The sequence below is a fragment of the Nonomuraea maheshkhaliensis genome (assembly GCF_039529435.1).
GTDB classification, from domain to species: domain Bacteria; phylum Actinomycetota; class Actinomycetes; order Streptosporangiales; family Streptosporangiaceae; genus Nonomuraea; species Nonomuraea maheshkhaliensis.
Map to the genome: position 1 here is coordinate 20,969 of NZ_BAAAMU010000088.1, position 23,004 is coordinate 43,972.

The 23,004-nt window shown below is 71.6% G+C and carries 20 protein-coding genes; 15 read left to right on the forward strand and 5 right to left on the reverse strand.

Annotation, left to right across the window (positions count from 1 at the left end; all coding sequences use genetic code 11):
• Positions 1–56: 56 nt before the first annotated feature.
• The 6 genes from ABFX54_RS39975 (at position 57) to ABFX54_RS40000 (ending at position 5,411) form a co-directional block, all read left to right on the forward strand.
• Complete coding sequence (locus tag ABFX54_RS39975) at positions 57–869, forward strand: ATP-binding cassette domain-containing protein (protein WP_346112040.1); 813 nt, start codon at positions 57–59, stop codon at positions 867–869.
• Positions 866–1,855 carry an ABC transporter permease gene (locus ABFX54_RS39980; protein WP_346112041.1) on the forward strand — a complete coding sequence of 330 codons (990 nt, stop codon included), beginning with the start codon at positions 866–868 and terminating at the stop codon, positions 1,853–1,855. The genes ABFX54_RS39975 and ABFX54_RS39980 overlap by 4 nt, the downstream gene beginning before the upstream one ends.
• An 86-nt stretch (positions 1,856–1,941) precedes the next feature.
• The gene (locus ABFX54_RS39985; RefSeq protein ID WP_346112042.1) at positions 1,942–2,910 is read left to right on the forward strand and encodes an ABC transporter permease; all 969 of its coding nucleotides are present in this window, start codon (positions 1,942–1,944) and stop codon (positions 2,908–2,910) included.
• Positions 2,907–3,788 (forward strand): SMP-30/gluconolactonase/LRE family protein, encoded by an 882-nt coding sequence (locus tag ABFX54_RS39990; RefSeq protein ID WP_346112043.1) that lies wholly within the window; start codon positions 2,907–2,909, stop codon positions 3,786–3,788. The genes ABFX54_RS39985 and ABFX54_RS39990 overlap by 4 nt, the downstream gene beginning before the upstream one ends.
• Positions 3,789–4,554: 766 nt before the next feature.
• Positions 4,555–4,740 (forward strand): hypothetical protein, encoded by a 186-nt coding sequence (locus ABFX54_RS39995; protein ID WP_346112044.1) that lies wholly within the window; start codon positions 4,555–4,557, stop codon positions 4,738–4,740.
• Positions 4,741–4,829: 89 nt separating this feature from the next.
• Positions 4,830–5,411, forward strand: a complete 582-nt coding sequence (locus tag ABFX54_RS40000; protein WP_346112045.1) for an RICIN domain-containing protein — start codon at positions 4,830–4,832, stop codon at positions 5,409–5,411.
• A gap of 10 nt (positions 5,412–5,421) precedes the next feature.
• On the opposite strand, the gene ABFX54_RS40005 is transcribed toward ABFX54_RS40000, so the two are convergent.
• Positions 5,422–6,480, reverse strand: a complete 1,059-nt coding sequence (locus tag ABFX54_RS40005) for a LacI family DNA-binding transcriptional regulator (protein WP_346112046.1) — start codon at positions 6,478–6,480, stop codon at positions 5,422–5,424.
• 147 nt (positions 6,481–6,627) lie between these two features.
• On the opposite strand from ABFX54_RS40005, the gene ABFX54_RS40010 reads away from it, so the two are divergent.
• The 4 genes from ABFX54_RS40010 (at position 6,628) to ABFX54_RS40025 (ending at position 10,914) form a co-directional block, all read left to right on the forward strand.
• Entirely contained in the window at positions 6,628–7,989 is a 1,362-nt protein-coding gene (locus ABFX54_RS40010) for an ABC transporter substrate-binding protein (RefSeq protein ID WP_346112047.1), read from the forward strand.
• Between the two features lie 5 nt (positions 7,990–7,994).
• The gene (locus ABFX54_RS40015) at positions 7,995–8,900 is read left to right on the forward strand and encodes a carbohydrate ABC transporter permease (protein WP_346112049.1); all 906 of its coding nucleotides are present in this window, start codon (positions 7,995–7,997) and stop codon (positions 8,898–8,900) included.
• A complete protein-coding gene (locus tag ABFX54_RS40020) occupies positions 8,897–9,721 on the forward strand; it encodes a carbohydrate ABC transporter permease (RefSeq protein WP_346112050.1) in 825 nt (274 codons plus the stop codon). The genes ABFX54_RS40015 and ABFX54_RS40020 overlap by 4 nt, the downstream gene beginning before the upstream one ends.
• A gap of 68 nt (positions 9,722–9,789) precedes the next feature.
• Entirely contained in the window at positions 9,790–10,914 is a 1,125-nt protein-coding gene (locus ABFX54_RS40025; RefSeq protein WP_346112051.1) for a glycoside hydrolase family 68 protein, read from the forward strand.
• 37 nt (positions 10,915–10,951) lie between these two features.
• Here ABFX54_RS40025 and ABFX54_RS40030 read toward each other — a convergent pair whose 3' ends face one another.
• Positions 10,952–11,275 carry a hypothetical protein gene (locus ABFX54_RS40030; RefSeq protein WP_346112052.1) on the reverse strand — a complete coding sequence of 108 codons (324 nt, stop codon included), beginning with the start codon at positions 11,273–11,275 and terminating at the stop codon, positions 10,952–10,954.
• Between the two features lie 219 nt (positions 11,276–11,494).
• Positions 11,495–14,014, reverse strand: a complete 2,520-nt coding sequence (locus ABFX54_RS40035) for a LuxR C-terminal-related transcriptional regulator (protein ID WP_346112053.1) — start codon at positions 14,012–14,014, stop codon at positions 11,495–11,497.
• Positions 14,015–14,079: 65 nt separating this feature from the next.
• On the opposite strand from ABFX54_RS40035, the gene ABFX54_RS40040 reads away from it, so the two are divergent.
• The gene (locus ABFX54_RS40040) at positions 14,080–15,117 is read left to right on the forward strand and encodes a hypothetical protein (protein ID WP_346112054.1); all 1,038 of its coding nucleotides are present in this window, start codon (positions 14,080–14,082) and stop codon (positions 15,115–15,117) included.
• Between the two features lie 60 nt (positions 15,118–15,177).
• On the opposite strand, the gene ABFX54_RS40045 is transcribed toward ABFX54_RS40040, so the two are convergent.
• Entirely contained in the window at positions 15,178–15,936 is a 759-nt protein-coding gene (locus ABFX54_RS40045) for a GntR family transcriptional regulator (protein WP_346112055.1), read from the reverse strand.
• A gap of 120 nt (positions 15,937–16,056) precedes the next feature.
• Here ABFX54_RS40045 and ABFX54_RS40050 point away from each other — a divergent pair, with 120 nt between their 5' ends.
• The 4 genes from ABFX54_RS40050 to ABFX54_RS40065 all read left to right on the forward strand — a co-directional run bounded on the left by ABFX54_RS40050 (position 16,057) and on the right by ABFX54_RS40065 (position 20,475).
• Positions 16,057–17,205 (forward strand): SIS domain-containing protein, encoded by a 1,149-nt coding sequence (locus ABFX54_RS40050; RefSeq protein WP_346112056.1) that lies wholly within the window; start codon positions 16,057–16,059, stop codon positions 17,203–17,205.
• 13 nt (positions 17,206–17,218) lie between these two features.
• The gene (locus ABFX54_RS40055) at positions 17,219–18,205 is read left to right on the forward strand and encodes an N-acetylglucosamine kinase (protein ID WP_346112057.1); all 987 of its coding nucleotides are present in this window, start codon (positions 17,219–17,221) and stop codon (positions 18,203–18,205) included.
• A complete protein-coding gene (locus tag ABFX54_RS40060) occupies positions 18,202–19,131 on the forward strand; it encodes a DMT family transporter (RefSeq protein ID WP_346112058.1) in 930 nt (309 codons plus the stop codon). Before ABFX54_RS40055 ends, ABFX54_RS40060 begins: the two co-directional genes overlap by 4 nt.
• A 144-nt stretch (positions 19,132–19,275) precedes the next feature.
• Positions 19,276–20,475, forward strand: coding sequence for a DUF2786 domain-containing protein (locus tag ABFX54_RS40065; protein WP_346112059.1), 1,200 nt, complete (start codon positions 19,276–19,278; stop codon positions 20,473–20,475).
• Between the two features lie 212 nt (positions 20,476–20,687).
• Here the strand turns inward: ABFX54_RS40065 and ABFX54_RS40070 are convergent.
• Positions 20,688–23,004 (reverse strand): X2-like carbohydrate binding domain-containing protein (locus ABFX54_RS40070; RefSeq protein WP_346112060.1); only part of this gene is annotated, 2,317 nt, incomplete at its 5' end.

Consider the following 23,004-nt stretch of genomic DNA (forward strand, 5'->3'; position numbering starts at 1 on the left):
CCGGTGCGCGTTGGTCGTACCACCCCCCCCCCCCCCCCCCCCCCGCCCAGCAGACCGTGGACGAGCTGATCACCCGGATGCTCGGCGAGACGCGCCAGCGGCCGTCCGCCGCGCGCGGGCCGGCCCCTGACCCGGCGCGTGCCCTGGAGATCGAGAACCTGCGCGTGCCGGGACGGCTCGGCGGCTTCACCCTCACCGCCCGGGCGGGCCGCGTCCACGCGCTGGCCGGGCAGCTCGGCAGCGGCGCGTCCGACGTCCTGCGCGCCCTGGCCGGCCTGCACCCCGCAGCCACGGGAACCGTCTCGCTGCGCGGACGGCCGGTCGCGATCCGCGACCCGGTGCGGGCCGCCCGGGGCGGCGTCGCGTTCGTCTCCAACGATCGCAAGTCCGAGGGGCTGTTCCTCGGCAAGCCGACCGCGTGGAACCTCGTCGCGACCCGCCTGCCCGCGCTGGGACGCGCCGGCGTCCTGCGGCCGGGCCACGAGCGGCGCGTCGCCCGGTCGCTCGCCGAACGCTCGGGGCTGCCGCAGGAGCGGCTCGACGATCCGGTGGTGACGCTGAGCGGCGGGAACCAGCAGAAGGCGTTCGTCGGCCGGTGCCTGGAGAACGCGGACGTCCTCGCCCTGCTGCTGGACGAGCCGACCCGGGGGGTGGACGTCGGTGGGCGCGCGGCGATCCACCGGCTGCTGCGCCAGGCCGCCGATTCCGGACTTGTCGTGATTTTCGCCTCCACTGAGCTGGAGGAGCTGCTCGAACTGGGCGATGTGATCGTCACGATGCGGGACGGGCGGGTGGTGGGGCGGTACGAGGGGGACGTGGACGGGGCGGTGCTGATGCGGGACATGACGCATGGGGCGGAGGAGGCATGACGGCCGACGACCCCGGGGGCGGCGCGGTGCGCATCACGCCGCGCAGGTGGCCGCCGCCGCGTGTCGTCCCGTCCAGCCTGGCCGTACTCCTCCTGCTCCTCCTGGCGCTGCTGCTCGTCCCGGCCCTGACGACGCCCCGATTCCTCACCCTCGACAACGCGCGCGCCATCCTCGCCTCGGCCGCCTTCGTGGGCATCACCTCGGTCGGCGCGACCATGGTGATGATCGCCGGGTCCGGCGTGTCCCTGGCCACCTCCCAGATCGCGACCGTCGTGGCGATGTTCTTCCTCGGCACGCAGCACCTCGGCCTGGGAGCCGCCCTTTTGGTCGCGCTCGCGGCCGGCGTCGCGCTCAACGCCGTCCAGGGCGCGGTCATCGGCTACTGGAAGGCCGACCCGATCGTGCTCACCATCGCCGGCGGGTTCGCGATCGGCGGCGCGGCCACCTGGTTCGGCGGTGGCACCACGGTCTACCCCGCGGCGCGCGGGTTCGAGGTGCTCAACTCCACGCCGCTGGGCCTGCCGCTGGCCGTGTACGTCCTGCTCGCGGTCACGGTGATCGTCGAGTGGACGCTGCGCCGTACGACGGCCGGGCGGCAGCTGTACCTGGTCGGCGAGAACCGGGCCGCGGCCCGCGCGGCCGGCCTGCCCGTCGGCCGGGTGACCGTGATCGCGTGGGCCGTCGCCGGCGCGTGCGTCGCCCTGACCGGGACCTTCCTCGCCTCGTTCACCACCTCCGCCACCGTGACGCTCGGCGGCACCCTCACCCTCGACGCCATCGCGGCGGTCCTCGTGGGCGGCACCGCGATCTCCGGCGGCCACGGCTCGGCCGTGCGGACGCTGGGCGGAGCGGTGCTCATCTCCGTCATCTCCGACATACTGCTGCTGCGGGGCTATTCGACAGGCGTGCAGATCCTGGTGAAGGGACTCCTCGTGCTCACGGTCGTCCTCGTCGTGCACGTACGCTCCGGCAGGGGCCGGCGATGACCCGCCGAACGGACCGCCGGACGGGCCACTCGAAAGGCCCTCTGAAGACCAGCCGGGCGTGGGCCCGGCGGCGGCCGGAACATGCCATGCCCACCCTCTCCCTCCTCCTCGTACTGGCCGCGTTCGCCTGCTCGCCACTACTGAGCGGCAGGCCGCTCGAACCGTTCGACGTCTACAACGCGTTGCAGGGCTTCGCCCAGCTCGGCCTGCTGGCCCTGGCGATCGGCATCACGATGATCGCCGGCGAGTTCGACCTGTCGGTCGCCGGGACGTACGCGCTCGGCGGCATGCTGGCCGTCCAGACCGGCGCGCGCTCCCCGGTCATGGGCGTGCTGACCGCGGTGGCCGCCGGTGCCGCGGTCGGCGCGCTGCAGGGCGGGCTGATCGCCCGGTTACGCATTCCGTCGCTGCCCGTCACGCTCGCGACGTACATCGCGCTGCTGGGGCTGACGTACACGATGTCCGGCGGACTGAGCAAGACCTACGCCAACGCCGACGCGACCCTGTGGGTGGACCAGCCGATCGCCGGCGTCCTGTCGCCGCGGAGCCTGCTGACGCTGGCGGCGTTCCTCGCCGCCGCGGCCGTGCTGGGCCTGACCAGGCTGGGACGCGAGCTGCGCGCCATCGGCGGCGACCGCCGGGCCAGCCGCGTCGCCGGCGTCGGCGTGGACCGGCGCATCGTCGGCATCTTCACGCTGTCGGGAACGCTGGCGGCGCTGGGCGGCGCCCTGCTCGGCTACAGCTACGCCTCGGCCAACCCGGACCCCGGGCTGCAGCCGTTGATCCTCGCCGTCGTGGCCGCCCTGCTCGGCGGCGTCTCGCTGGCCGGGGGCTGCGGCGCCCCGCTGGGACTGCTGGCCGGGACCTTGTCGGTGGCGCTGCTCGCGCAGATCGTCGCGGTCACCGCCCTGCCCGACTTCTCCACCCAGCTCCTGTACGCGGCGCTGCTCGCCGTGATCGTCGCCGTCGAGAGCCCCGGCCCGCGCCAGGCCGTCGAACGCCTGCGCGCCCGCCGTACAACGTCAGAACCACGTTCGCAAGGAGGACGACCATGACGCAGACCACCACCGTGGCCGAGGGCTTCAGCTTCCTGGAGGCGCCGCGCTGGCGCGACGGGCGGCTCTGGTTCTCCGACTTCTACACCCACCGGGTGCGGTCCATGCGCGAGGACGGGTCGGACGTGCGCGAGGAGGCCCACGTCCCCGAGCAGCCCTCCGGCCTGGGCTGGCTTCCCGACGGACGGCTGCTGATCGTCTCCATGCGCGACCGCAAGATCCTCCGCCGCGAACCGGACGGGACCCTCGCGGTCCACGCCGACCTCGGCAAGCACGCCGCAGGACACCTCAACGACATGGTCGTGGACGACCAGGGCCGCGCCTATGTGGGCAACTTCGGCTTCGACCTGATGGGCGGCGCCCCGCTGGAGCCGACCTCGCTGCACCGGGTGGACCCCGACGGCCACGTCACGGAGGTGGCCGACGACCTCTGGTTCCCCAACGGCAGCGCCATCACCCCCGGGGGTGTGCTCGTGGTCGTGGAGACGTTCGGCAACCGCGTCACCGCGTTCGACCTCACGGGCGACGGCGAACTGGTCAACCGCCGGACGTGGGCGGAGTTCGGCCCGCTCCCCGCCGACCGCGGCGTGGCCGAGGCGCTGGGGCAGCTGCAGGTCGCCGGCGACGGGGCCTGCCTCGACTCGGAGGACGCCCTGTGGATCGCGGACGCCATCGGCAGCCGGCTCGTCCGGGTGGTCGAGGGCGGCACGATCACCGACGAACTCAGCCCGGGCTCCCCGGTGTACGCCTGCGCCCTCGGCGGCGAGGAGGGCACGACCCTGTTCGCCTGCGCCGCCCCCGACTTCCACGAACAGGCCCGCGCAGCGGCCCGGGAGGCCCGCATGCTCGCCATGCGCGTAACCGTACCGGCGCCCTGACCCCCACGGCCCGGCCCGACGCCCGCCACGCCCGCCCTCCCGCCGGACAAGCCGTCCACGCACGCGGAGCACGGATGACCCGCGCACACGACCACCGCGCGGGTCAGGGAGCGGGCCAGCAGGCGCCAGAGCACGGTCATCGACCGACGCCGGTCGGCTCCTGTCGCCTCACACACTCAGACCGGAGATCCGGGAGACCTGGGGAGTCCGTCCAGGCCACGCTATGGAGACGCAGACCAGAACCTGGGCGGATTCAGTGCAGGGTCGATCACCCGCAGCCGACTCGCAACCGTGGCTCGACCTGGCTCCCCTCATCATGGCAAACATCCCCCTGGCTCATTCACCATTAGCTCCACTTGATCGGAGAGTTGCTCTGCCCGTCGCCGATCACATCCACAAGCGCTGCGACTGCGGAAATGCATGACCGGACGTCGTCAGCTCGACGCCCCACTGCCGCCAAGCTCACCATCCATGGGCGCCACTGGTTCCCGGTTGAACTCAGCCGGGGCGGATGTTCCGTTTCGTCCTGTGAATCAGCGGCCGTCAACCACGCTGCAATCGAGCGTGTCCACACTCCGTGCGCACGCCACTCCCAAGTGCGATCATGCGTGCCGCCACCTGCCCGGCACACCAGCCGAGCCCCACCGGAAAGCCGCCGCCATGAACGGCAAGCCAGGCATCAACATCACCATCGACCAGGCCCTCCTCAAGCGCCTCGCCTCCTCGGAGCGCGGTCGCTGTTGGCGCGCTTCTGCTGCTCTGGCCCGTGTCGCTCACGGTGCTGGGCACCACCGTGACGGGCGACCCGGCCGTCATGGTCGTCTTCCACGCCGGAGACCTCCTCCAGACGATGGAAGATCTCCGTGACAACCCCTTCGCCGGTCTTCTCACCCCGCCCGGAAACAGGCCGACCAACTTGAGGGAATTTGGTCAGGTTGTTGACCTGCGTTAGGAGGGTTGTCGATAGGCTGCAACAAATAGGTGTTCGAGCCCAGCGCGTACATATGTTCTGCCTCGTGAGAACCCGTAAAGGGGGAAGCGATGTCGAGAAGAAGATGTGCACTCGTCCTCAAGCTGCTCGGCGCGACACTTCTGCTGCTCGCCGACGTGTCGCCGGCTCTGGCGAACACGCTTCGCCACGGCCCTTCCACTTACATCACCAACAGGCACTCAGGCCTGATGGCGGACTTCTCCATCCGCCCGAGCTGCTACATCCCCGACGACGCCGCCTGCCCCAACGGCACACCGATCGTCCTGGGACGACCCGGTCAACGCGCCACCTTCTCCTTTAACCTCGTGGGCGGGAATGGGTACGAGATCAGGTGGTTCGGAGATTACTGCCTGGACGTCGCCGGTTTCGGCACGCACAATGGCGCCAAGGTGATTCTCTGGCAGTGCACCGGAAACACCAACCAGCGCTGGATGCCGCAGATATTCGAGGATGGCGACCCCAACGCCAAGATTCTGATGGGGATCCACAGCGGCAAGTGCCTCGATGCCGATAATCCGGCCTTCACCAGTGGCGGGGTGCCCAGGCCCGGCGCCCTCCTGCAAGTGTGGGACTGCGTGCCCGACACCGAGGCCGGTAATCTCGCGAACCAGGACTGGGCCTTCGAGTGGTAGGCCGGGTGGATCACGCGGACGGCGGCGCGATGGACTCGCGGTCGCGCACCGGCATCGGCACCCGGTGCACCTCACCCCGTCGGTCAGCAGTCGCATGGTCGCGGCCGAGCTCGGTGAAGAGCACGTCGACGGCCTTGCGGCCGAGTTCGTAGTGCGGCAGGGCCACCGTCGTCAGCTTGGGCCGGATCCACGAGGCGATGGGATGGTCGTCGAAGGAGACGACGGACACGTCGCCGGGAACGTCGAGCCCGGCGTCGCCGAGTGCCTGGTAGGCGCCCATGGCGATCCGGTCGTTGAAGCAGATCAGCGCCCGTGGGCGCGCCGAATCGAGGAGGTCCCGCGTCGCGGCCAGGCCGAGGTCCTGCTGCCAGTCGGGGCACGGGCGAGCGCCCGCCGCCTCGACGCCCGCCTCGGCGAACGCCTCCCTGATGCCGATGAGCCGTTCCACCGCCGCGACGCTCTCCGGAGGCACGTCGCGCAGGGCGGGGCCCGCGCCGATCAGGTAGATGTCGTCGCGGTGGCCGGCGTCGAGCAGGACTCGGGCCGCGCGGCGGCCGGCCTCCACCTCGTCGGGCAGGACGGAGGGCAGGCGAGTGGGCTGCGCGGGCAGCGCGTTGAGCAGGACGGCGGGGGAGGCCGTGATGGACGGGGGCACCTCGATGGTCCTGGTGAACATCGAGGCCAGGACGAGCCCGTCCACCTGGCGGTCGTGCATGGCCTGCAGCAGGAGCCGTTCGAGCTCGGCGTCTCCTTCCGTCTCACCGATGAAGAGCATGAATCCCCGCTCACGGGCGGCCTCCAGCGCCCCCTTGATCATGTCGCCGGCCAGCCGCGAGGTCGCGACCGTGTCGGAGACGAAGCCGATGGTCCGGGTGGTGCCCGTACGCAGGCCCCTGGAGACGATGTTCGGCCGGTACTGCAGCTCCTCGGCGGTCCTCAGCACCCGCTGCTCGACGTCCTGAGAGATCCGCAGCTCGCGACCGCGGCCCGACAGCACGAGCGAGGCGGTCGGGCGGGAGACGCCCGCGGCTTTGGCCACATCGGCCAGCGTGACCCGGCGAGGGCTCACCCGGGACCTCCGATCGTCGGACGGTGAGTTGCAGGGGGTTGACATCGTACGACGTGCGCCGTGAGACTGTCGGGCGCTAACACGATTTAGCAACGGGCGCGGCACATCAGCCGGGTGCGAGCGTCCCCTGCAGCAGAGGAGATGCACATGGCTCGTCGCGTTCGCCCCGGCAGGGCCGGAGCCGCACTGGTGATCGCCATGGGGACGCTGACCGCCGCCTGCGCCGCTCCCGGCGGCGACGTCGCGCAACCCACCGCCACCGGCACCTCCGCGCAGTCGGCCGCTCCCACCTGCGGTACGGCGCCGGTGACGATGAGCGGCTACTTCGAGACCGGCTTCCCGCTGCCCAAGGCGCTGACCACCGAGTTCTCCAAGCAGCACCCGAACGTGACCTGGGACATCCGCGAGGACCAGTTCGCGGTGATCACCCAGAACGCCCCCCGCGTCCTGGCGGACAACCCGCCCGACCTGATGCGCCTTCCCCAGGTCTCCGAACTCGTCAAGGACAACCTGCTGAAGAACCTCGACGGCTACGCGCGGTCCTTCGGCTGGGACAAATGGCCGGCCTCGCAACTCCAGCAACTCCGCCTGGGCCCCGGCGGCCGCCCGCGCGGCGAGGGCTCCCTCTACGCTCTGGGCCTCAACATGAGCATGACCGGCCTGTTCTACAACAAGAAGCTCGCCGCCCGGATCGGCATGTCGGCACCGCCCGCCACCCTGGCCGAGCTCGACCAGGCCCTCGACAAGGCCAAGCAGGCGGGCCTCACGCCCATCATGCAGTTCAACGGCGGAGCCACCGGCGGGCTGGCGTTCCCGCTGCAGAACCTCATGGCCGCCTACGGCCCGGCGGGGCCCGTCAACGACTGGATCTTCCAGAAGCCCGGCGCCACCATCGACACCCCGTCGAATCTGCAGGCCGCCCAGCACCTGGAAAAATGGATCAAAGCGGGCTATTTCCCGAAGGATGTCAACGCGGTCGACTACGCGACCATGATGAGTCGCTTCATCGACGGCCAGGGCCTGTTCATGTTCAACGGCGACTGGGAGTCGGGCAACCTCGACAAGCAGCTGCCGGGCGACGCCGGCTTCTTCCTGATGCCGCCGGCGCAGCAGGGAGGCAAGCGCGCCGCCATGTCGGCGCCGCTCACCTTCGGCATCGCCGCGAACGCCAAGAACGCCGGCTGCGCCGCCTTCTTCCTCAACTGGGTCGCCACCGACAAGCGGGCCCGCGACCTCGGCGTCGAGGTCGGCGGATCACGCCCGATGGGACCGGCCGACGCGTACATGCCCGAGGTGGCCGGGGACAAGGTCACCGCCGCGACCCTGGCGGCCGGGGCGGACATCGCCGAGGACAACGGCGCGATGGACTTCATCGCCAACGCCACCGGCGCCATCTACGCCAAGAGCTGGACCCCCAACCTGCAGAAACTGGTGGCCGGCGAGCAGACGCCGCAGGGGCTGCTGAAGACGGTCCAAGCCGACTACGCCCGCCAGCTCGAAGGGAACTGAGCCACGTGACGCCCCGGTCCGCGCACCGGCGACCGGCCGGCACCAGGCTGCGCGGTCTGGCCGGCTGGCTGTTCATCGTTCCGGCGCTCGCCTTCTACGCGGTCTTCGTCCTGCGCCCCGTCGCCTTGACGTTCCAGTACTCGCTGTACGAGTGGGACGGCATCGGCCCGTCCACCTGGGTAGGAACGGCCAACTACGGCAAGGTGTTCACCGACCCCGACCTGTTCGACTCCTTGATCAACGCCGGCGAGCTGATCGTCTTCTTCAGCGCGATCCCGGTCCTGCTCGGCCTGGCCATCGCCGCCACGATCCGGCGGATCGCCCAGAGCCGGCTCGCCCTCGTGGCGCGGACCGTGCTCTTCCTGCCGCAGGTCATCCCGCTGGTGGCCGCCGGCATCGCGTGGAGCTGGCTGCTGGCCTCCACCGGAGTGATCAACCAGCTCCTCGCGCTCGCCGGCCTCGGCGGGGTGACCCGGGCCTGGCTGGGCGACTTCGACACCGCCCTGCCTGCGGTCGGCATGATCGGCGCATGGGTGCTGCTCGGCCTGTGCACGCTGCTGCTCCTGGCCGGCATGAGCAAGATCGACCCCGCCCTGTACGAGGCGGCCCGGCTGGACGGCGCCGGGCCGTGGCGGGAGTTCGTCTCCATCACGGTCCCCAGCCTGCGGCAGGAGATCGCCGTCTGCGTCACCGTGACCGTCATCGCGGCCCTGGCCAGCTTCGACATCATCTACATCGCCACCCAGGGCGGGCCGGGCAACACGACGATGGTGCCCGGCCTGCAGATCTTCTACCTGGCCTTCTCCGAACGCGAGGTGGGCACGGCCTCGGCCCTGGCCATGGTCCTCATGCTCCTCGTGATCGCCTGCGCCCTGCCCATCCAGTGGTTCGCGAAGGACGGCAAGCGGTGATCACCTCCCGGCGGGAGTCCTGGACCGGCCGGCTGCTGCTCGTCGTCATGATGGCGGTCACGCTGCTGCCGTTCCTCAGCCTGTTCGTCACCGCCCTGCACCCCTCGGGCACCTACCCTGCCGGGCTCGCCTGGCCCGACGACCCGCGGTGGGGCAACTTCCTGCGGGCCTTCGAGGCCGCGAACATGGGCGCGCTGCTGTGGTCGAGCACCCTCATCGTGCTGGGCGTCGTGCCGATCTCGATCCTGCTGGGCACGATGGCCGGCTTCGCCATCGGCCACCTGCGCGTGATCGGCGGCCGGGTGGTCTTCCCGCTGTTCGTGCTCGGCCTGACCCTGCCCTTCGAGGGCATCATCACGCCGCTGTACTACCAGATCCGCGACATGGGCCTGCTGAACACCCGGTGGGCGATCATCCTGCCGCTCATCGGCCTGTTCATGCCGTTCAGCGTCTTCTGGATGCGCGCCCACTTCGTCAACATGCCCGCGGAGCTGTCGGAAAGCGCACGCATGGACGGCGCCAACGTGTGGCAGCTCTTCCGGCGCATCCACGTCCCCCTGGCCATGCCGGCGATCTCGTCCCTGGGCATCCTGCTGTTCCTGTGGACCTGGAACCAGTTCCTGCTGGCCATCGTCCTGGTGGACGACCCGGCCAAGCGCACGATGTCCGGCGCCCTGGGCGCCTTCCAGGGTCAGTGGGGGACCGACATCCCGCTGTTGTGCGCCGGATCGCTGCTGATCCTGGCCCCCACGCTCGCGATCTTCCTCATCTTCCAGCGGCACTTCGTCAAGGCCCTGCTCCAGGGCTCACTGAAGGGCTGACAGCACATCCCATCCGACGAGCGAAAGCTGAGGTCGTCCATGACCCTGAGGCACGGGCGGGGCGGAGCGTGACCGGTGGCCGACCGGCGCTCTGGACCAGCCGGCATCTCGACCTGCTCGTGGAGAACGACGCGACCACGGCGCCCGCCTTCGACCCCAAGGCCCTGCCGCGGATCCTGCCGGGCCACGATCTCTGGGACCTGTGGCCGGTCCAGGAGGAGGACGGCTCGACGGCCCTGATCGGCGGCGGCGAGGTGTGGATGGCACTGTCGGCTCCGGCACTCGGACACCCTGAGGAGCGTCACGACCAGGCCCGGATCCGCCTGATCGCCAGGAACGACGGCGGATGGAAGGACCTCGGGAACGCCTTCGCCGACGGCGCCTCGCCCGGCAGCCGCGAGTGGTCGGGATCGGCGGTCCGCCGGCCGGACGGAACGGTGTCGGTGTTCTACACGGCCGCCGGGCGACGCGGCGAAGCACGCCCCACCTTCCGGCAGAGCGTCGTCGAGACGCGCCTGCGCCGGTTCTCCGGCGGTGACGCGCCCGCGCCGGACGAGGAACACCGGGAGATCCTCCGCTCCGACGGTCTGATGTACCTGCCCGCCGATGAGGAGACGGGGTCGGCGGGGAACATCCGGGCATTTCGCGATCCCGGCTGGTTCCGCGACCCCGCCGACGGGCGCGACTACCTGCTCGTCGCCGCGTCCACCGCCTGGGACGACCGCTTCACCGGCGCCGTCGCCCTGGCCGCCGCCCGGGCCGGCGCCTGGTCGCTGCTCCCGCCTCTCCTCGTGGCGCAGGGCGTCAACCATGAGCTGGAACGGCCGCACGTCGTCGTGCACGGGTCGTGGTACTACCTCTTCTTCAGCACCCAGCGGCACAGCTTCCACCCGGCCGATCGCGCGCCCACCGGGCTCTACGGCTTCGCCGCACCCGCGCTGACCGGGCCGTACCGGCCGCTCAACGGCTCCGGGCTCGTGATCCAGAACCCTTCCGGCCAACCGGATCAGGCCTACGCCTGGCTCGTACTGCCCGATCTGCACGTCACCGGCTTCGCCAACTACCGATCACCGGACGGCGGGGAGCTGCGGCACGCGGAAGCTGAGCAGGCGCGGGCCGGTTTCGGCGGGACCGCCGCGCCGATGCTCAAGCTCACCCTGGACCGCCTGTCCACGTCCGTCGCCCCGGGCTGAACCTCAGGGGCTCTCCCGTACGGCGAGCCCCGGCGGATCAGGCGCCGGCCACCCCCAGCAGCCGCCGTCCGGCGTGCTCCGGCCGGACGCCGGGGGCGCCGCCCGCCGTGGCGCCGCCGGGCCGGCGGGGGAGCGAGGCGATCGCGTCCTCGTCGATCGTGACGCCCAGGCCGGCCGAGTCGCCGAGGACGAACGCGCCGTCCTCGACGGTCAGATCGACGGCCACGCCGAGCGGCGGCCGCAGGTCCTGCAGCTCGCTGACCAGGTGGTTCGGTACGGACGTCGCGGCGTGCAGCAGCCCGGCAGGAGTGGTGCCGATCGGACTGACCGGCAGGGCATGGGCATGGGCCGGCGCGGACACACGCAGGAAACCGCTTCGCCGCCAGACGCTTCAGCTTCGCACTTGTGCTCGGCGCGCTCATGGTGCCCGCGACGGCCCTGGTGATCCCCACCTCATGACGTTCTCCGCGTTCGGCCTGACCAACACGGTGTGGGCGGTGATCCTCCCCTCACTGCTCAATCCGTTCGGCGTCTACCTCATGCACGTCTACGCGCGCGACGCGGTCCCCGACGACGTCCCTTACAGATGCTCCAGAACCTCGGCGAGGGCCTTCCTGTCAGGAGTGCCGGTCTTCTCATAGACGGCGTAGAGGGTGTTGGCGACCGTGCGCACGGACAGCACGAGGCGCGAGGCGATCTCGCGGTTGGTCAGGCCCTGGGCGGCCAGCGTGGCGATCTGCCGCTGGCGCGGCGTGAGGCCGGGCAGGGAGAGGCCGACCAGGGCGGGGGTGCGGGCGCCCTGGCAGCGCTGCGTGAGCGTCCAGGCCCGGGTCTCGGCGCCGGTGGCCCTGCGTGGCTCGCCCGACTCCGCGAAACGGGCGGCGGCCTGGGCGGCCGACTCGGCGGCGTAGAGGAGGAAGCCGAGCCGGGCGAACGACTCCGAGACGGCCAGGAGCTCGCCCGCCCTGCGGGCGGCCGCGTGCCGGGCGAACAGCGGCGCGAGCGCGCCGTCCACGGGCAGCGCGGCCAGCCGGTCCGCGACCAGGCCGGGACGGCCGAGCCGGACGACGTCGTGGAGCGCGAAGAGCGTGAACATCAGGTACGGCGACTCCGCGACCGCCAGCGCCCGCTCGATCGCCCCCTGAACGTCGCCCCGCGCCGCCAGAGTCCAGATCCTGGCGGACTCCAGCGGCAGATCGGTCAGCGGTCCCAGGGACAGCGCCAGGTCGGTGGCGCGCGCGAGCACGGATTCGGCGGCATCGGCGTCGCCGCGCAGGGCGTGGGCGCACGCGATCTCGCCCAGGCACGGTCCCGCGTAGATCGTCGGTACGCCGGGCAGCCGGACCAGCGCCTCGGCCCCCGTGCCCAAGGCGTCGGACAGCCGTCCGCGCAGCCGCAGCAACTGAGCCCCGCGCACGCCCGCCTGCAGGCTCACCCGGTTCCACAACCCGACGGACTCCTCCCCGCTGGCCAGCATCGCGGCGAGCCCGTCGGCGCGGTCGAGATCGCCTGACATCGCGGCGGCCATCGCGCCGTTGTCGATGATGAGGCCGGTGAGGCTGGGCTTGGCCTGCGGCTCCTCCTCCAGGAGGGTCATGAGCTCGGCGACGCATTCGAGCGCCCTGGCGGTCTCGCCGGTGGCCGTCCGCAGCGAGGCCTCCGTGATGAGCACCGACCCCCTGGCGGCGTTGCCGAGCGGCTCGGGCGACCGGCGGGCCGAGTCCACTTCGTCCAGGGCCGTGCGGAGGTCGCCCGTGTAGATCCCGATGGAAGCCGTGAAGCAGCGCAGGATCTGGCGTTCGCCGGGGTCGGACGTGCGGGCCATGGCTTCGCCGAGCAGTGAGGTGTCGTGGCGTCCGAGCCCCCACACGAGGTTGAGCGTGCTCATCGCCGCGCATTCCATCCGGTGCGTCGGGCTCAGCGGCGCCGACCAGGCGCGGGCGTAGTACTCCGCGGCCTCGGTGTAGCGGTCGAGCAGGTAGAGGATGCTGGCCAGCGCCAGCCACGCCTCACCCGAGTCGCCGGCGGCCCTGGCCAGCCGTTCGGCCAGCGGCAGGTCGCGCACCGCGCGGGCGTGGCCGCAGGCGCGCAGCAGCAGGGACGGGTCCGCGCTGTCGCCCGCGTCGAGCCGCCACACCGCCACGCGCAGCATGTCGTCGCGCCTGCGCAGCCCGGCGGAGGACACGGTGTCGGCCAGGGTGTGCAGGATCGTCCTGGTACGCAGGGTCCCGCACGACGCCCGGATGACCTCGCCGTAGAGGGGGTGCGCGAGCCGTACCGCGAGCCTGCGCTCGTCGGCCTGGACGGTCACGAGCTGACGCTCCTCCAGCCCCTGGACGGCGGCGGGCGAGGTCAGTGAGGCCAGCAGGTCGGCCCCGAGCGGCTCGCCGAAGGCCAGGTGTTCCAGCGCGGAGCGTTCCTGCGGGTCGAGGTCGCCGATCCTGGCGGCGATGGTCTCCCGCATGGTCGTGCTCATCAGGAGCGGGCCGTGCCAGAGCCACAGCCCGCCCACGTCCCGCAGCACCCCGGACAGCACGAGCTCGCGAAGGTAGAGCGGGTTTCCCCGGGTAAGCCCCCACAGCCGGGTGAGCGAGCCGGACTCCACCCTGCCGTCCAGAGCCGCGGCCAGGACCTCCGCCGTCTCCTCCCGGGTCAGTGCCTCCAGGGGCAGGCGCGGCAGCAGGTCGTCCTTCCACAGGGCCACGACGGCGTCGGGCGGCTGTTCGCCGGTGCGTACCGTGACGAAGAGCCGCACCGCCCGCTGCGCGGCGAGGAAGTGCACCAGCGCGGCGGAGGCCGGGTCGAGCGCGTGCGCGTCGTCCACCACGAGCACGTCGGCGGTGATCGACTCCGACGCCCATCGCAGCAGGTTGGCCGAGGGCGGCGAGGCGGGGAGCAGGTGCGCGAACGCGCCGAGCGGCAGCTCGGCCGCCGCCGTCGTGGCCCTGACCCAGGCGACGTTGCGCCCGTCGCGTACGGCCTCGGCCACCAGCCTGGTCTTGCCCGCTCCCGCGGGCCCGAGCACCACCGCACCCGCCGGCGAGGACCTGAGCCGCGCGAGTTGCTCACCGCGTCCTGAGAAGGGCCAGGTGCTCGACATGCCGCGAGGATATTTGAGTAAGGGTGGCTCAAGCGAGGGAGATTCGCGGCCGCCATGCTGGTGCCATGCACAACGACCTCACCGACCTGGTCAGACAGGCTCTGGACGATCCCCGCGCCGAGATCGCCGAACAACATGTCGAGCCGGTCGACTGTCCCTCGTTCGCGCTGTCCACCGCCGGCCTGCACCGCGTCGCCGGCACCACGACGTCCGGGGCGAGCTGGTCGTTCTTCGTGAAGTCCGTACGGTCGTTGCGCGTGTGGGAGGGGCTCGCCGAGTTTCCGGAGGACATGCGTCCGCTGATGGGCGAGTTGTTCCCCTGGCGCGCGGACGCCGACGCGTACCTGGCCGGCGAGCCGCTGCCCGACGGGTTGCGCCTGCCCCGCCTGTGCCGGCTGGACGTGCTGGACGACGACCGCCTGGTCATGTGGCTGGAGGACGTCGAGCAGGCGCCGGTCGCATGGGACCTGGACCGCTACCACCGCGCGGCCCGCCTGCTGGGCGAGCTGGCCGCCATGCGTCCCGCGCAGGGCATCGACACGTCGCTGCGGACGTTCGTCACGAACGTCCCCCCGCGGCTGATGATCCCGGCGCTCATGGACGAGAAGGTCTGGCGGCACCCCCTCATCACCCCGTACGCGGACGAAAGGCTCAGAGAGGACATCGCCTTCCTGGCGGGCCGGATCACCACGATCCTGGAGGCCCTGGAACGGCTCCCGCACACCGGCGTCCACGGCGACGCGAGCCCGCAGAACCTGCTCGTGCCCGCCGACGCCTCGGCGGAGTTCGTCGCCGTGGACTGGAGCTGGAACTCGCCGAGCGCCATCGGATTCGACCTCGGCCAGTTGCTCATCGGGCGGGTCCACGACGGCCTGCTGCCGGCCGCGGACCTGCCCGCCGTGCACGAGGCCGTCATCGACGGCTACGGCAGCGTGATGAAGCACGACGGGTTCGCCGCCGCGCTGGTCCTGCGCAGTCTGTGGACGGCGATCCCCGTCCGCAGGCTCACCGACGAGCCGGACGACGAGCTGCGCGCGTACTTCGCCAACCGGGTGGCGCTGGCCCGCTACCTGGCCGGGCTCGGCCGATCGCTCGACCTTTGACACGGCGGACGACGAACGGGGCCGGCCGGGAGCCGTAGGCGGCCGTTCACCGTCCGCCGCTCAGTCGGTGATGGAGGCACGGAAGCGGTAGCGGTCTCCCCGGTAGACCTGGATGGTCAGTTCGAGCGGGCGGCCGTCCTGGTTGAAGGTGAGCTGCTCGGCGACCAGCACCGGGGTGCCGTCGTCGATCTCCAGCAGGTCGCGCTCGTGGGCCCGGGGCTGCCGTGCCTCCACCGAGTAGTCCGCGACCCGGGGGAACTGCGCCGGGTCGGCGCCGCGCAGGGTCGCGTACAGGGACGCGGCGGTGAAGTCGGTGCCGGCCAGCGCGGGACAGAGCGCCAGCGGCACCCGGTTGTGCTCCAGCACGACGACGAGGCCGTCGAGGAAGCGCAGGCGGCGCATCTCGAACAGCGCGGCGCCGGGGCCGATCCGCAGGGTCTCTGCCTCTTTCACGGTCGCCGGTCTGGCGCCCGACTCCAGCACCCGGCTGCGGGTCGCCAGGCCGTGCTTCAGCGCGTAGTCGGCGAAGCCCTCCACGGTGTGGCCGCCTGTGGGAGTGGGGGCCTGCTCGGCCCCGGTGACGAACCACCCCCGGGCGGCGGCGGACTCCAGCAGGCCCCGGCTCGCCAGCTCGTTCAGCGCGGCGCGCAGCGTGTCCCGCGACACCGCGTAGCGCATGGCCAGACTCCGCTCGGAGGGCAGCCGGTCTCCCGGCTTGGCGCCACGGGCCGTGATGTCACTCCAGAGCTGGGAGGCGACCTGGACGTAACGCGGCAGGGCGTCGTCACTCAGCAGACCTTGCGGAAAAGAGGGAGGCATACCAGAAGCATACCAGTTTACGACCATTGACGGCCATAATCCTGACCAGTACTCTTCCAGCTAGTGGTGAGCTGGGAAAACCCGGCCACTGATCGACCGCCCCATCCCAAGGGAGTTCCTGTGACCGGCCTTCTCGGCAGCCTGGCTCACGCGACCGGCGCCGACGACACCGTCCGTGAGATCGCCCAGCAGCCCCGCGTCTGGCGGGAGATCGACGGCATCGTCGCCGCCTCCCGGCCCGAGCTCGACGCCTTCCTGCGGCCGGCCGCGGCCCGCGTGGTGCTCACCGGCGCCGGCACGTCGGGCTTCGCTGGGCAGGTGCTCGCCACCACGCTCACGCGGCGGCTCGGGCGGCGGGTCGACGCCGTGCACACCACGGACATCGTGGCCGACCCGCGCGGCTGCTTCGCCGAAGACCTCCCCACCCTGCTGGTCTCCTTCGCCCGCTCCGGGGACAGCCCGGAGAGCATCGCGGCGACCGAACTCGCCGAGCGGTGCCTGTCGGACGTGCGCCACCTGGTGATCACCTGCAACGCGAAGGGGCGGCTGGCCCAGGAGCACGCGGGCAGGACCGGCTCGTACGTGCTGCTGATGCCGCCCGACTCCAACGACCGCGGCTTCGCGATGACCTCGAGCTTCACCGGCATGACGCTCGCCGCCCTGCTCGCCCTCGGCGGCCCCGCCTACGCCCGGTTCACCGGGCGGCTGGCCCGCACGGCCGAGCGGATCATCCAGGACGGCACCCTCGACCAGGGCATCGACGCGCTCCTGGCCCGCGACCCCGAACGGATCGTCTACCTGGGCAGCGGCCCCCTGCGCGGCCTGGCCGCGGAGTCGGCGCTGAAGACGCTCGAACTCACCGGCGGGCAGATCGTCGCGCTCTCCGACTCCGCCCTCGGATTCCGCCACGGCCCCAAGGCCGTGCTGAACGAGCGCACGGTCGTGATCGTGTACGTGTCGAACGATCCGTACACCCGCAAGTACGACCACGACATCCTCACCGAACTTCGCGCCACCATGCCGCCCGGCAGCGTGATCGCGGTCGGCGGCGCGCCGGAGGACGAAAGCGGGCCGCTCGGCGAAAGCTGGCCGCTCCACGGCGCCGAGGACGTCGAGGACGCGGCGCTGGCCCTGCCCGCCGTCCTGTGCGCCCAGCTCATCGGCCTCAAGGCCGCCGTGCTCCGTGGCATCCGGCCCGACAACCCGTTCCCTTCCGGCGAGGTCAACCGCGTGGTGCACGGCGTCACCCTGCACCGGTTGCAGCACTGACAGAGGTGACAGCATGTTTCTCGGCGTCGACGGCGGCGGCACCAAGACCGCCTTCTGCCTGGTCGGCCAGGACGGGAGGATAGCGGGGCGGGCACGGACCGCCGGCAGCTACTACTTCTCCCAGGCCTCCGAAGGCATCGGCATCGTCGAGCGAGCCCTCAGGCAGGGCGTCGAGGCGGTCTGCGCGGAGGCGGGCATCGAACCCGCCGGCATCGCGTACGCCTTCTTCGGCCTGCCGGGTTACGGCGAGGCCCCCGGCGACCTGCCCGTCCTGGACGCGGCCCCGCGCGCCGTGCTCGGCCACGACCGTTACACCTGCGACAACGACACGGTGTGCGGGTGGGCCGGCTCCCTCGGGGCGGCGGACGGCATCAACGTCCTCAGCGGCACCGGCTCCATGACCTACGGCGAGCGGTCAGGGCGCGGCGTCCGGGTGGGCGGCTGGGGAGAGCTGTTCGGCGACGAGGGCTCCGCGTACTGGATCGCGGTCCGCGGCCTCAACGCGTTCACCCGGATGAGCGACGGACGCCTGCCGGAAGGCCCGCTCGCCGATGTCCTGCGCCGCCGGCTCTCCCTCACCTCGGACCTCACCGTGATCGACGTCGTGTTCAACCGGTGGCGCGGCGACCGCGGGGAGATCGCGGCACTCAGCCCGCGGGTCGTCGAGGCGGCCGGGCTGGGCGACGCGTGCGCCGCCGCCATCCTGGCCGAGGCCGGGCGCGAGCTGGCGCTCCTGGTGGACACCACCCGTGAACGGCTCGGCTTCGAGCCCGGCGAGCCCGTACCGGTCTCCTACTCCGGCGGCACGTTCGGCGCCGAGGCGGTGCTCGAAGCCTTCACCCGGGAGCTGAAAGCCCTGCACGCCGGTTACGAGCTGCGCCGCCCGCTGTACGAACCGGTCGTCGGAGCCGCACTCTACGCGGCGAAACTCGCCGGCACCCCCCTGGACCGGGTCGCGCTCGACCGCCTGCTGACCGCCGGACAAGGAGAAGGCGAATGATCGATCTCAAGCGGAGCTGGATACTCTACGCGACCCTGCTCGTCGTCTTCTGGGGCGTGTGGGGCGCCTTCTCCAGCCTCCCGACCAGCCTGTACGGCTATCCCGACGAGATGGTGTACGTCATCTGGGCGTTCACCATGCTGATCCCCGCCTACTTCGCGCTGCGCGGCAGCCGGTTCGACCGGCGGCCCGTCGCCGCCCTCTACGGGCTCATCGCGGGACTCACGGGCGCGGGCGGGCAGCTCCTGCTGTTCCAGGCGCTGTCCAACGGCCCCGCGTACCTGATCTTCCCGATCGTGTCCCTGTCGCCGGTGATCACCGTGCTCATGGCCATCGCCCTGCTCCGCGAGCGGATCCAGCGGCTCGCCGTCGTCGGCGCGGTCGCCGCGCTGGCCGCGATCGTCCTGTTCAGCATCCCCGGCAGCAGCGACGACTCGAACACGACCGGCCCCTGGCTGCTGCTGGCCGTCCTGATCTGCGTGGCCTGGGGCGCGCAGGCGTTCTTCATGCGCAAGGCCGCCCTGCTCGGCGTCAACGACGCCACCACCTTCGGCTGGATGACGATCAGCGGGCTGCTGCTGATCCCGGTGGCGGTGCTGATGATGGGCGGGCTGCCCAGCGGGGCTCCCTGGCAGGCGCCCGCGCTGACCGCGGTGACCCAGGTGCTCAACGCGGCCGGGGCGCTGTTCCTGGTGATGGCGCTCAGCCGGGGCAAGGCCGCGGTGGTGGCGCCCATCACCAACGCGCTCGCTCCCGTCCTGACGATCGTGCTGTCGCTGGCGGTCTACCAGACGCTGCCGTCGGTCTACGGGGCCATCGGCATCGTGCTCGCCCTGGGCGGCTCGACCCTGATGGTGTACGCCGACGAGAAGCGCGGGGAGGACGTGACGGTGGGCGCGGTGTCACCGGAGGCACCCGCCTCCTGACGGCACCGGGCGGGCCACGCCATGGGCATCGCCCACTCGTCGTCCGGCCAGGTCACCGGGCCGCGTAACACGAGACCACCGTCACCTTCGCCGAGCACGACCGGTAAGGTTCTGGCGGACTTTCCCCGACGTGGACGGAAGCGTGTGAACGAGGCCGATGAGCTGATCAGCGCGGCGATGGCCGCGCTGGCCCGCGAGGATCAGGCGGCCTTCGACTCCGCCGCCGCCTTCCTGGCCGACCGGGACGACGCCGATCGCGTGCTGATGGAGGCCGCCACGCGGGCGATCTCGGCGGCGTGGCGGAACGGCTGGCAGCCCGCCGACGTGGTCAGGATCGCGGCCAGGCGGCTGAGCGACCGGCACGAGCGGATGGCGGCCGATCTCATCGCCTGGGAGCTCCGGGCCTACGCGCGGGACACGGTGGACGAGCGCTGGCGCGACCAGCTCGCCGGCCTGGCGGCCACGGTGTGGTGGCAGGGCGGCTACCTGGCGGCGCGGCAGGCGCGCGACGGGGCCGGCCGGCTGGTGACCGTCTCCGGCGTGCTGGAACTGCTGGGGCTGCTGGCCGGGCTGCCCCGGCTGGAAATGCTCGGCCCGCCGCCCGGTCACGCTCGCCGTCAGGACCGGGCACGCCCGCACGCGGTCAGCGAGAAGACGCTCACGCGGGTGCGGGGGCTGCTGGCCAAGGCGGAGTCGACGCCGTACGAGGCGGAGGCGCGGACGTTCACCGCGGCGGCGCAGAGCCTGATGGCGAAGTACAGCATCGACGCGGCGATGCTCGACGCGGCGGCGCTGGGGGTGCGGCAGGGCGGGGGCGCGGCGCCGCAGGGTGTCAGGATCGGCGTCGACGCGCCGTACGAGCAGCCCAAGGCCGTCCTGCTCGACCTCGTCGCCGAGGCCAACAGGTGCCGGGTGATCTGGTCGCGGGAGCTGGGGTTCGCCACCGTGCTGGGGTTCGCGGCGGATCTGTCCTTCGTGGAGATGTTGTTCACCTCGCTGCTGGTGCAGGCGCAGACCGCGCTGGAGAACTCGGGCACCAAGAAGCACGGCGGCGGCCGGTCCAGGAACAAGGCGTTCCGCCAGTCGTTCCTGTCGGCCTTCGCCTCCAGGATCGGCGAGCGGCTGGCCGAGGCCACGGCGGACGCGGTCGCGCAGGAGAGCGCCGGCCGGGGCGCCGACCTGGCGCCGGTGCTGGCGGCCCGGGAACAGGAGGTGGAGCAGGCGGTCGAGCGCATGTTCCCGAACCTGGTCACGCACAGGACGCGGATGTCCTGGGACCGGGAGGGCTGGGCGGCCGGCCGTACGGCCGCCGATCAGGCCAGCCTCGGCACGCGGGACCGGTAGGGCTCCCTGCGCCGACCGCGGCCGGTCAGAGCACGTTCCCGATCGGCTGGGTTCACCGCGACCGGGGCCGCCACGGCGCCGCGCGCGCCTATCTGGAGTCCGCTCCGGCGCTCCCGTCCGGCAGGGGTGACGGCGACGGGGATCGCCGTCACCCCGTCGGAGGTTACGCGGGAGGCCGGGGGAGGAGGGCCTGGGTGATCAACCGGTGGTCATCAGCGGGTGGTGTAGCGGATGACGTCGGTGCGCATCACGTCGCCCGAAGCCTTGACCGCCTTGAAGGTGTGCTCTCCGTTCCTCAGCCCTGAGACGCTGAACGCGGTCTGCTGCGTCGCCCGCACGGCGCCGTGGGTGTCGACCCGGCGGACGAGCTCGCCGTCGATGTACACGTCGACGAGCCCCTGGTCGGGTGCGGTGGCGGTGATCCAGTCGAGGCCGGTTCCCGTGAAGGTGTAGGAGACGGAGTCGCCGTCGCGGGTCGTGGCGTGGACGTCGTCCAGGTGGTCACCGCGGAAGGCGAAGTCCAGTTGTGCCGTGCCGAGCGGAAGGCCGGTGAGATAGGCCGAGCGCAGGGTCACGGTCGAGCCGGACAGGGTGTAGTCCCGGTCCCGTTCGAGCGCGGTGCCGCCGCGCGAGACGCCGGCGAACTCGCTGCCGTCGCGCAGGAGCTTCACCTGCACGTCCGCCGGCGCCTCGCGGTCGAACGACACCGCGAACGGGTCGATCAGGCTCGGCTGGAGCACGTCGATGCGGTCGAGCAGCATGAAGGAGCCGGACTTCTTGACCGCCCGGAGCGTGTGGCTGCCGTTGGGCAGGTCGTTCACCGTGAAGACGGTCTGCTGGGCGAGGCGGGGCTGGCCCTGCTCACGTCCGGTGTTCACGGTCTTCACGAACCGGCCGTCGAGGTAGATGTCGACATCGCCCTGCGAGGTGTCCATCTCGGTGACGTACGAGACGCCGGTGCCCTGGAAGGTGTACTCGAACGCGTCGCCGTCACGCTCGGTGTAGTGCACGTTGTCGTTGTAGTCGCCGAGCCCCCGGCCGGTGCTCTGCGACCAGTTCCCGAGATAGGCGATCTCCGGGTCGGTGTCGTCGTGGACGACCGTGCGGACGGGACCGGTCGACGGCGGGGCGGGGGTGCCGGTGTCGGTGACGTTCACGGTGAGCGGCTGGGAGGTGGCGGCGACTTCCTTGCCGCCGTTGCGGGTCCACTCGCCCTCGTACCGGACGCGCAGGGCGTCGTCGTTGACGGCGACCTCGGCGCCGCGCTGGGGCGTCACCTTGAGCAGGCGGACGCCGTGGATCGGGACCGTGGCGGCGGTGAACTCGCCGTCGAGGCGGCCGAGGTCCTTGCGGGCCCACAGGTCGCGGACGGTGGCGGCGCCGGTCAGCCCGATGTCCGACCAGTTGACGGTGATGTCCTTGTCGGTACGGCCGAGGTTGAACAGCGCGACCGTGTAGCCGCCGTCGGCGTTGAGCGCGTACCAGACCTGCTGCTGCGCCGTCGTGGAGACGGGGCGCGCCGGGGTGCCGGCCTGGTCGACCGCGATCACCTCAGGGTTGGTGAGCAGGCTCAGTCCGTACGCGTCGAGCTTGGTCATGTCGTTGCCCGTGTAGAGCGGCGCGGCGGAGATCGCCCACAACGTCATCGCGGTCTGCCGCTCGTCGCGGGTCAGGCCGTCCATGGTGCCGTTGCCGATGTCGAGCGAGTCGAGGTCGTTCCATCCGCCGTTCCCGGCGTTGCGCCACCAGGTGGACACCAGCGGGAAGAGCCGGGCGATGTTCTGCCACTGGGTGAGCGCCTCGCCGGCGCAGTAGCACTCGACGTCCCAGTCGATCCGCCAGCCGTTCGCCTTGGCGCGCCAGTAGTCGGCGTACTTCGGGTCGAGCGCCCAGGACAGCTCGAACCAGATCTTGCGCGCCTTGAGCGCCGCCGACCAGGCGGCGACGTCGTCGCGGGCGTCGAGCGACAGGTCGCTCACGCCGGATCCGGGCGTGACGCTGTCGAACTTGACGAAGTCGACGCCCCACTCGGCCAGGAGGTCGGCGATCGAGTCGATGTACTTCTGGGAGCACGGATTCGAGAAGTCGATCCGGTAGCCGATGTTCCAGTAGTCGGAGGGCCGCAGGGGCTGGGCGGCGATGCCGCGCGTGGTGCAGCCGGGGGCGCCGGCGATCGGCAGGTTCGCGTTGTAGACGTCAGGGCCGACGCCGGGGATCAGGTAGAGCCCGAACTTCTGGCCGTTCGCGTGGACGTGGTCGATGACCTTCTGCAGGCCCTGCGGGTAGAGCGTGGCGCTGGGCTTCGGCCGGCCGTTGGCGTCGAACCCGTCGTTCCATCCGGCGTCGACGTTGATGTACTCGTAGCCGTACTTCTGCAGCTTGGCGCGCATCGCGTCGGACTGCTTGATGATCTGGTCAGCGGTGATCCACTTCCCGTTCCCGGAGTAGACCTGCATGCTGTAGCTGCTCCACCCCATGTACGGCCGCACGGCCCAGGGGTCGGCGGCCGAGGCGGCAGGAGCGTTGGCC

Bases quoted from the DNA above. Each gene is read 5' to 3' on its own strand.
- ABFX54_RS39980 (WP_346112041.1), top strand. From the start codon at position 866: ATGACGGCCGACGACCCCGGGGGCGGCGCGGTGCGCATCACGCCGCGC.
- ABFX54_RS39985 (WP_346112042.1), top strand. From the start codon at position 1,942: ATGCCCACCCTCTCCCTCCTCCTCGTACTGGCCGCGTTCGCCTGCTCG.
- ABFX54_RS39990 (WP_346112043.1), top strand. From the start codon at position 2,907: ATGACGCAGACCACCACCGTGGCCGAGGGCTTCAGCTTCCTGGAGGCG.
- ABFX54_RS40000 (WP_346112045.1), top strand. From the start codon at position 4,830: ATGTCGAGAAGAAGATGTGCACTCGTCCTCAAGCTGCTCGGCGCGACA.
- ABFX54_RS40010 (WP_346112047.1), top strand. From the start codon at position 6,628: ATGGCTCGTCGCGTTCGCCCCGGCAGGGCCGGAGCCGCACTGGTGATC.
- ABFX54_RS40035 (WP_346112053.1), bottom strand. From the start codon at position 14,014: ATGTCGAGCACCTGGCCCTTCTCAGGACGCGGTGAGCAACTCGCGCGG.
- ABFX54_RS40040 (WP_346112054.1), top strand. From the start codon at position 14,080: ATGCACAACGACCTCACCGACCTGGTCAGACAGGCTCTGGACGATCCC.
- ABFX54_RS40045 (WP_346112055.1), bottom strand. From the start codon at position 15,936: ATGCCTCCCTCTTTTCCGCAAGGTCTGCTGAGTGACGACGCCCTGCCG.
- ABFX54_RS40055 (WP_346112057.1), top strand. From the start codon at position 17,219: ATGTTTCTCGGCGTCGACGGCGGCGGCACCAAGACCGCCTTCTGCCTG.
- ABFX54_RS40060 (WP_346112058.1), top strand. From the start codon at position 18,202: ATGATCGATCTCAAGCGGAGCTGGATACTCTACGCGACCCTGCTCGTC.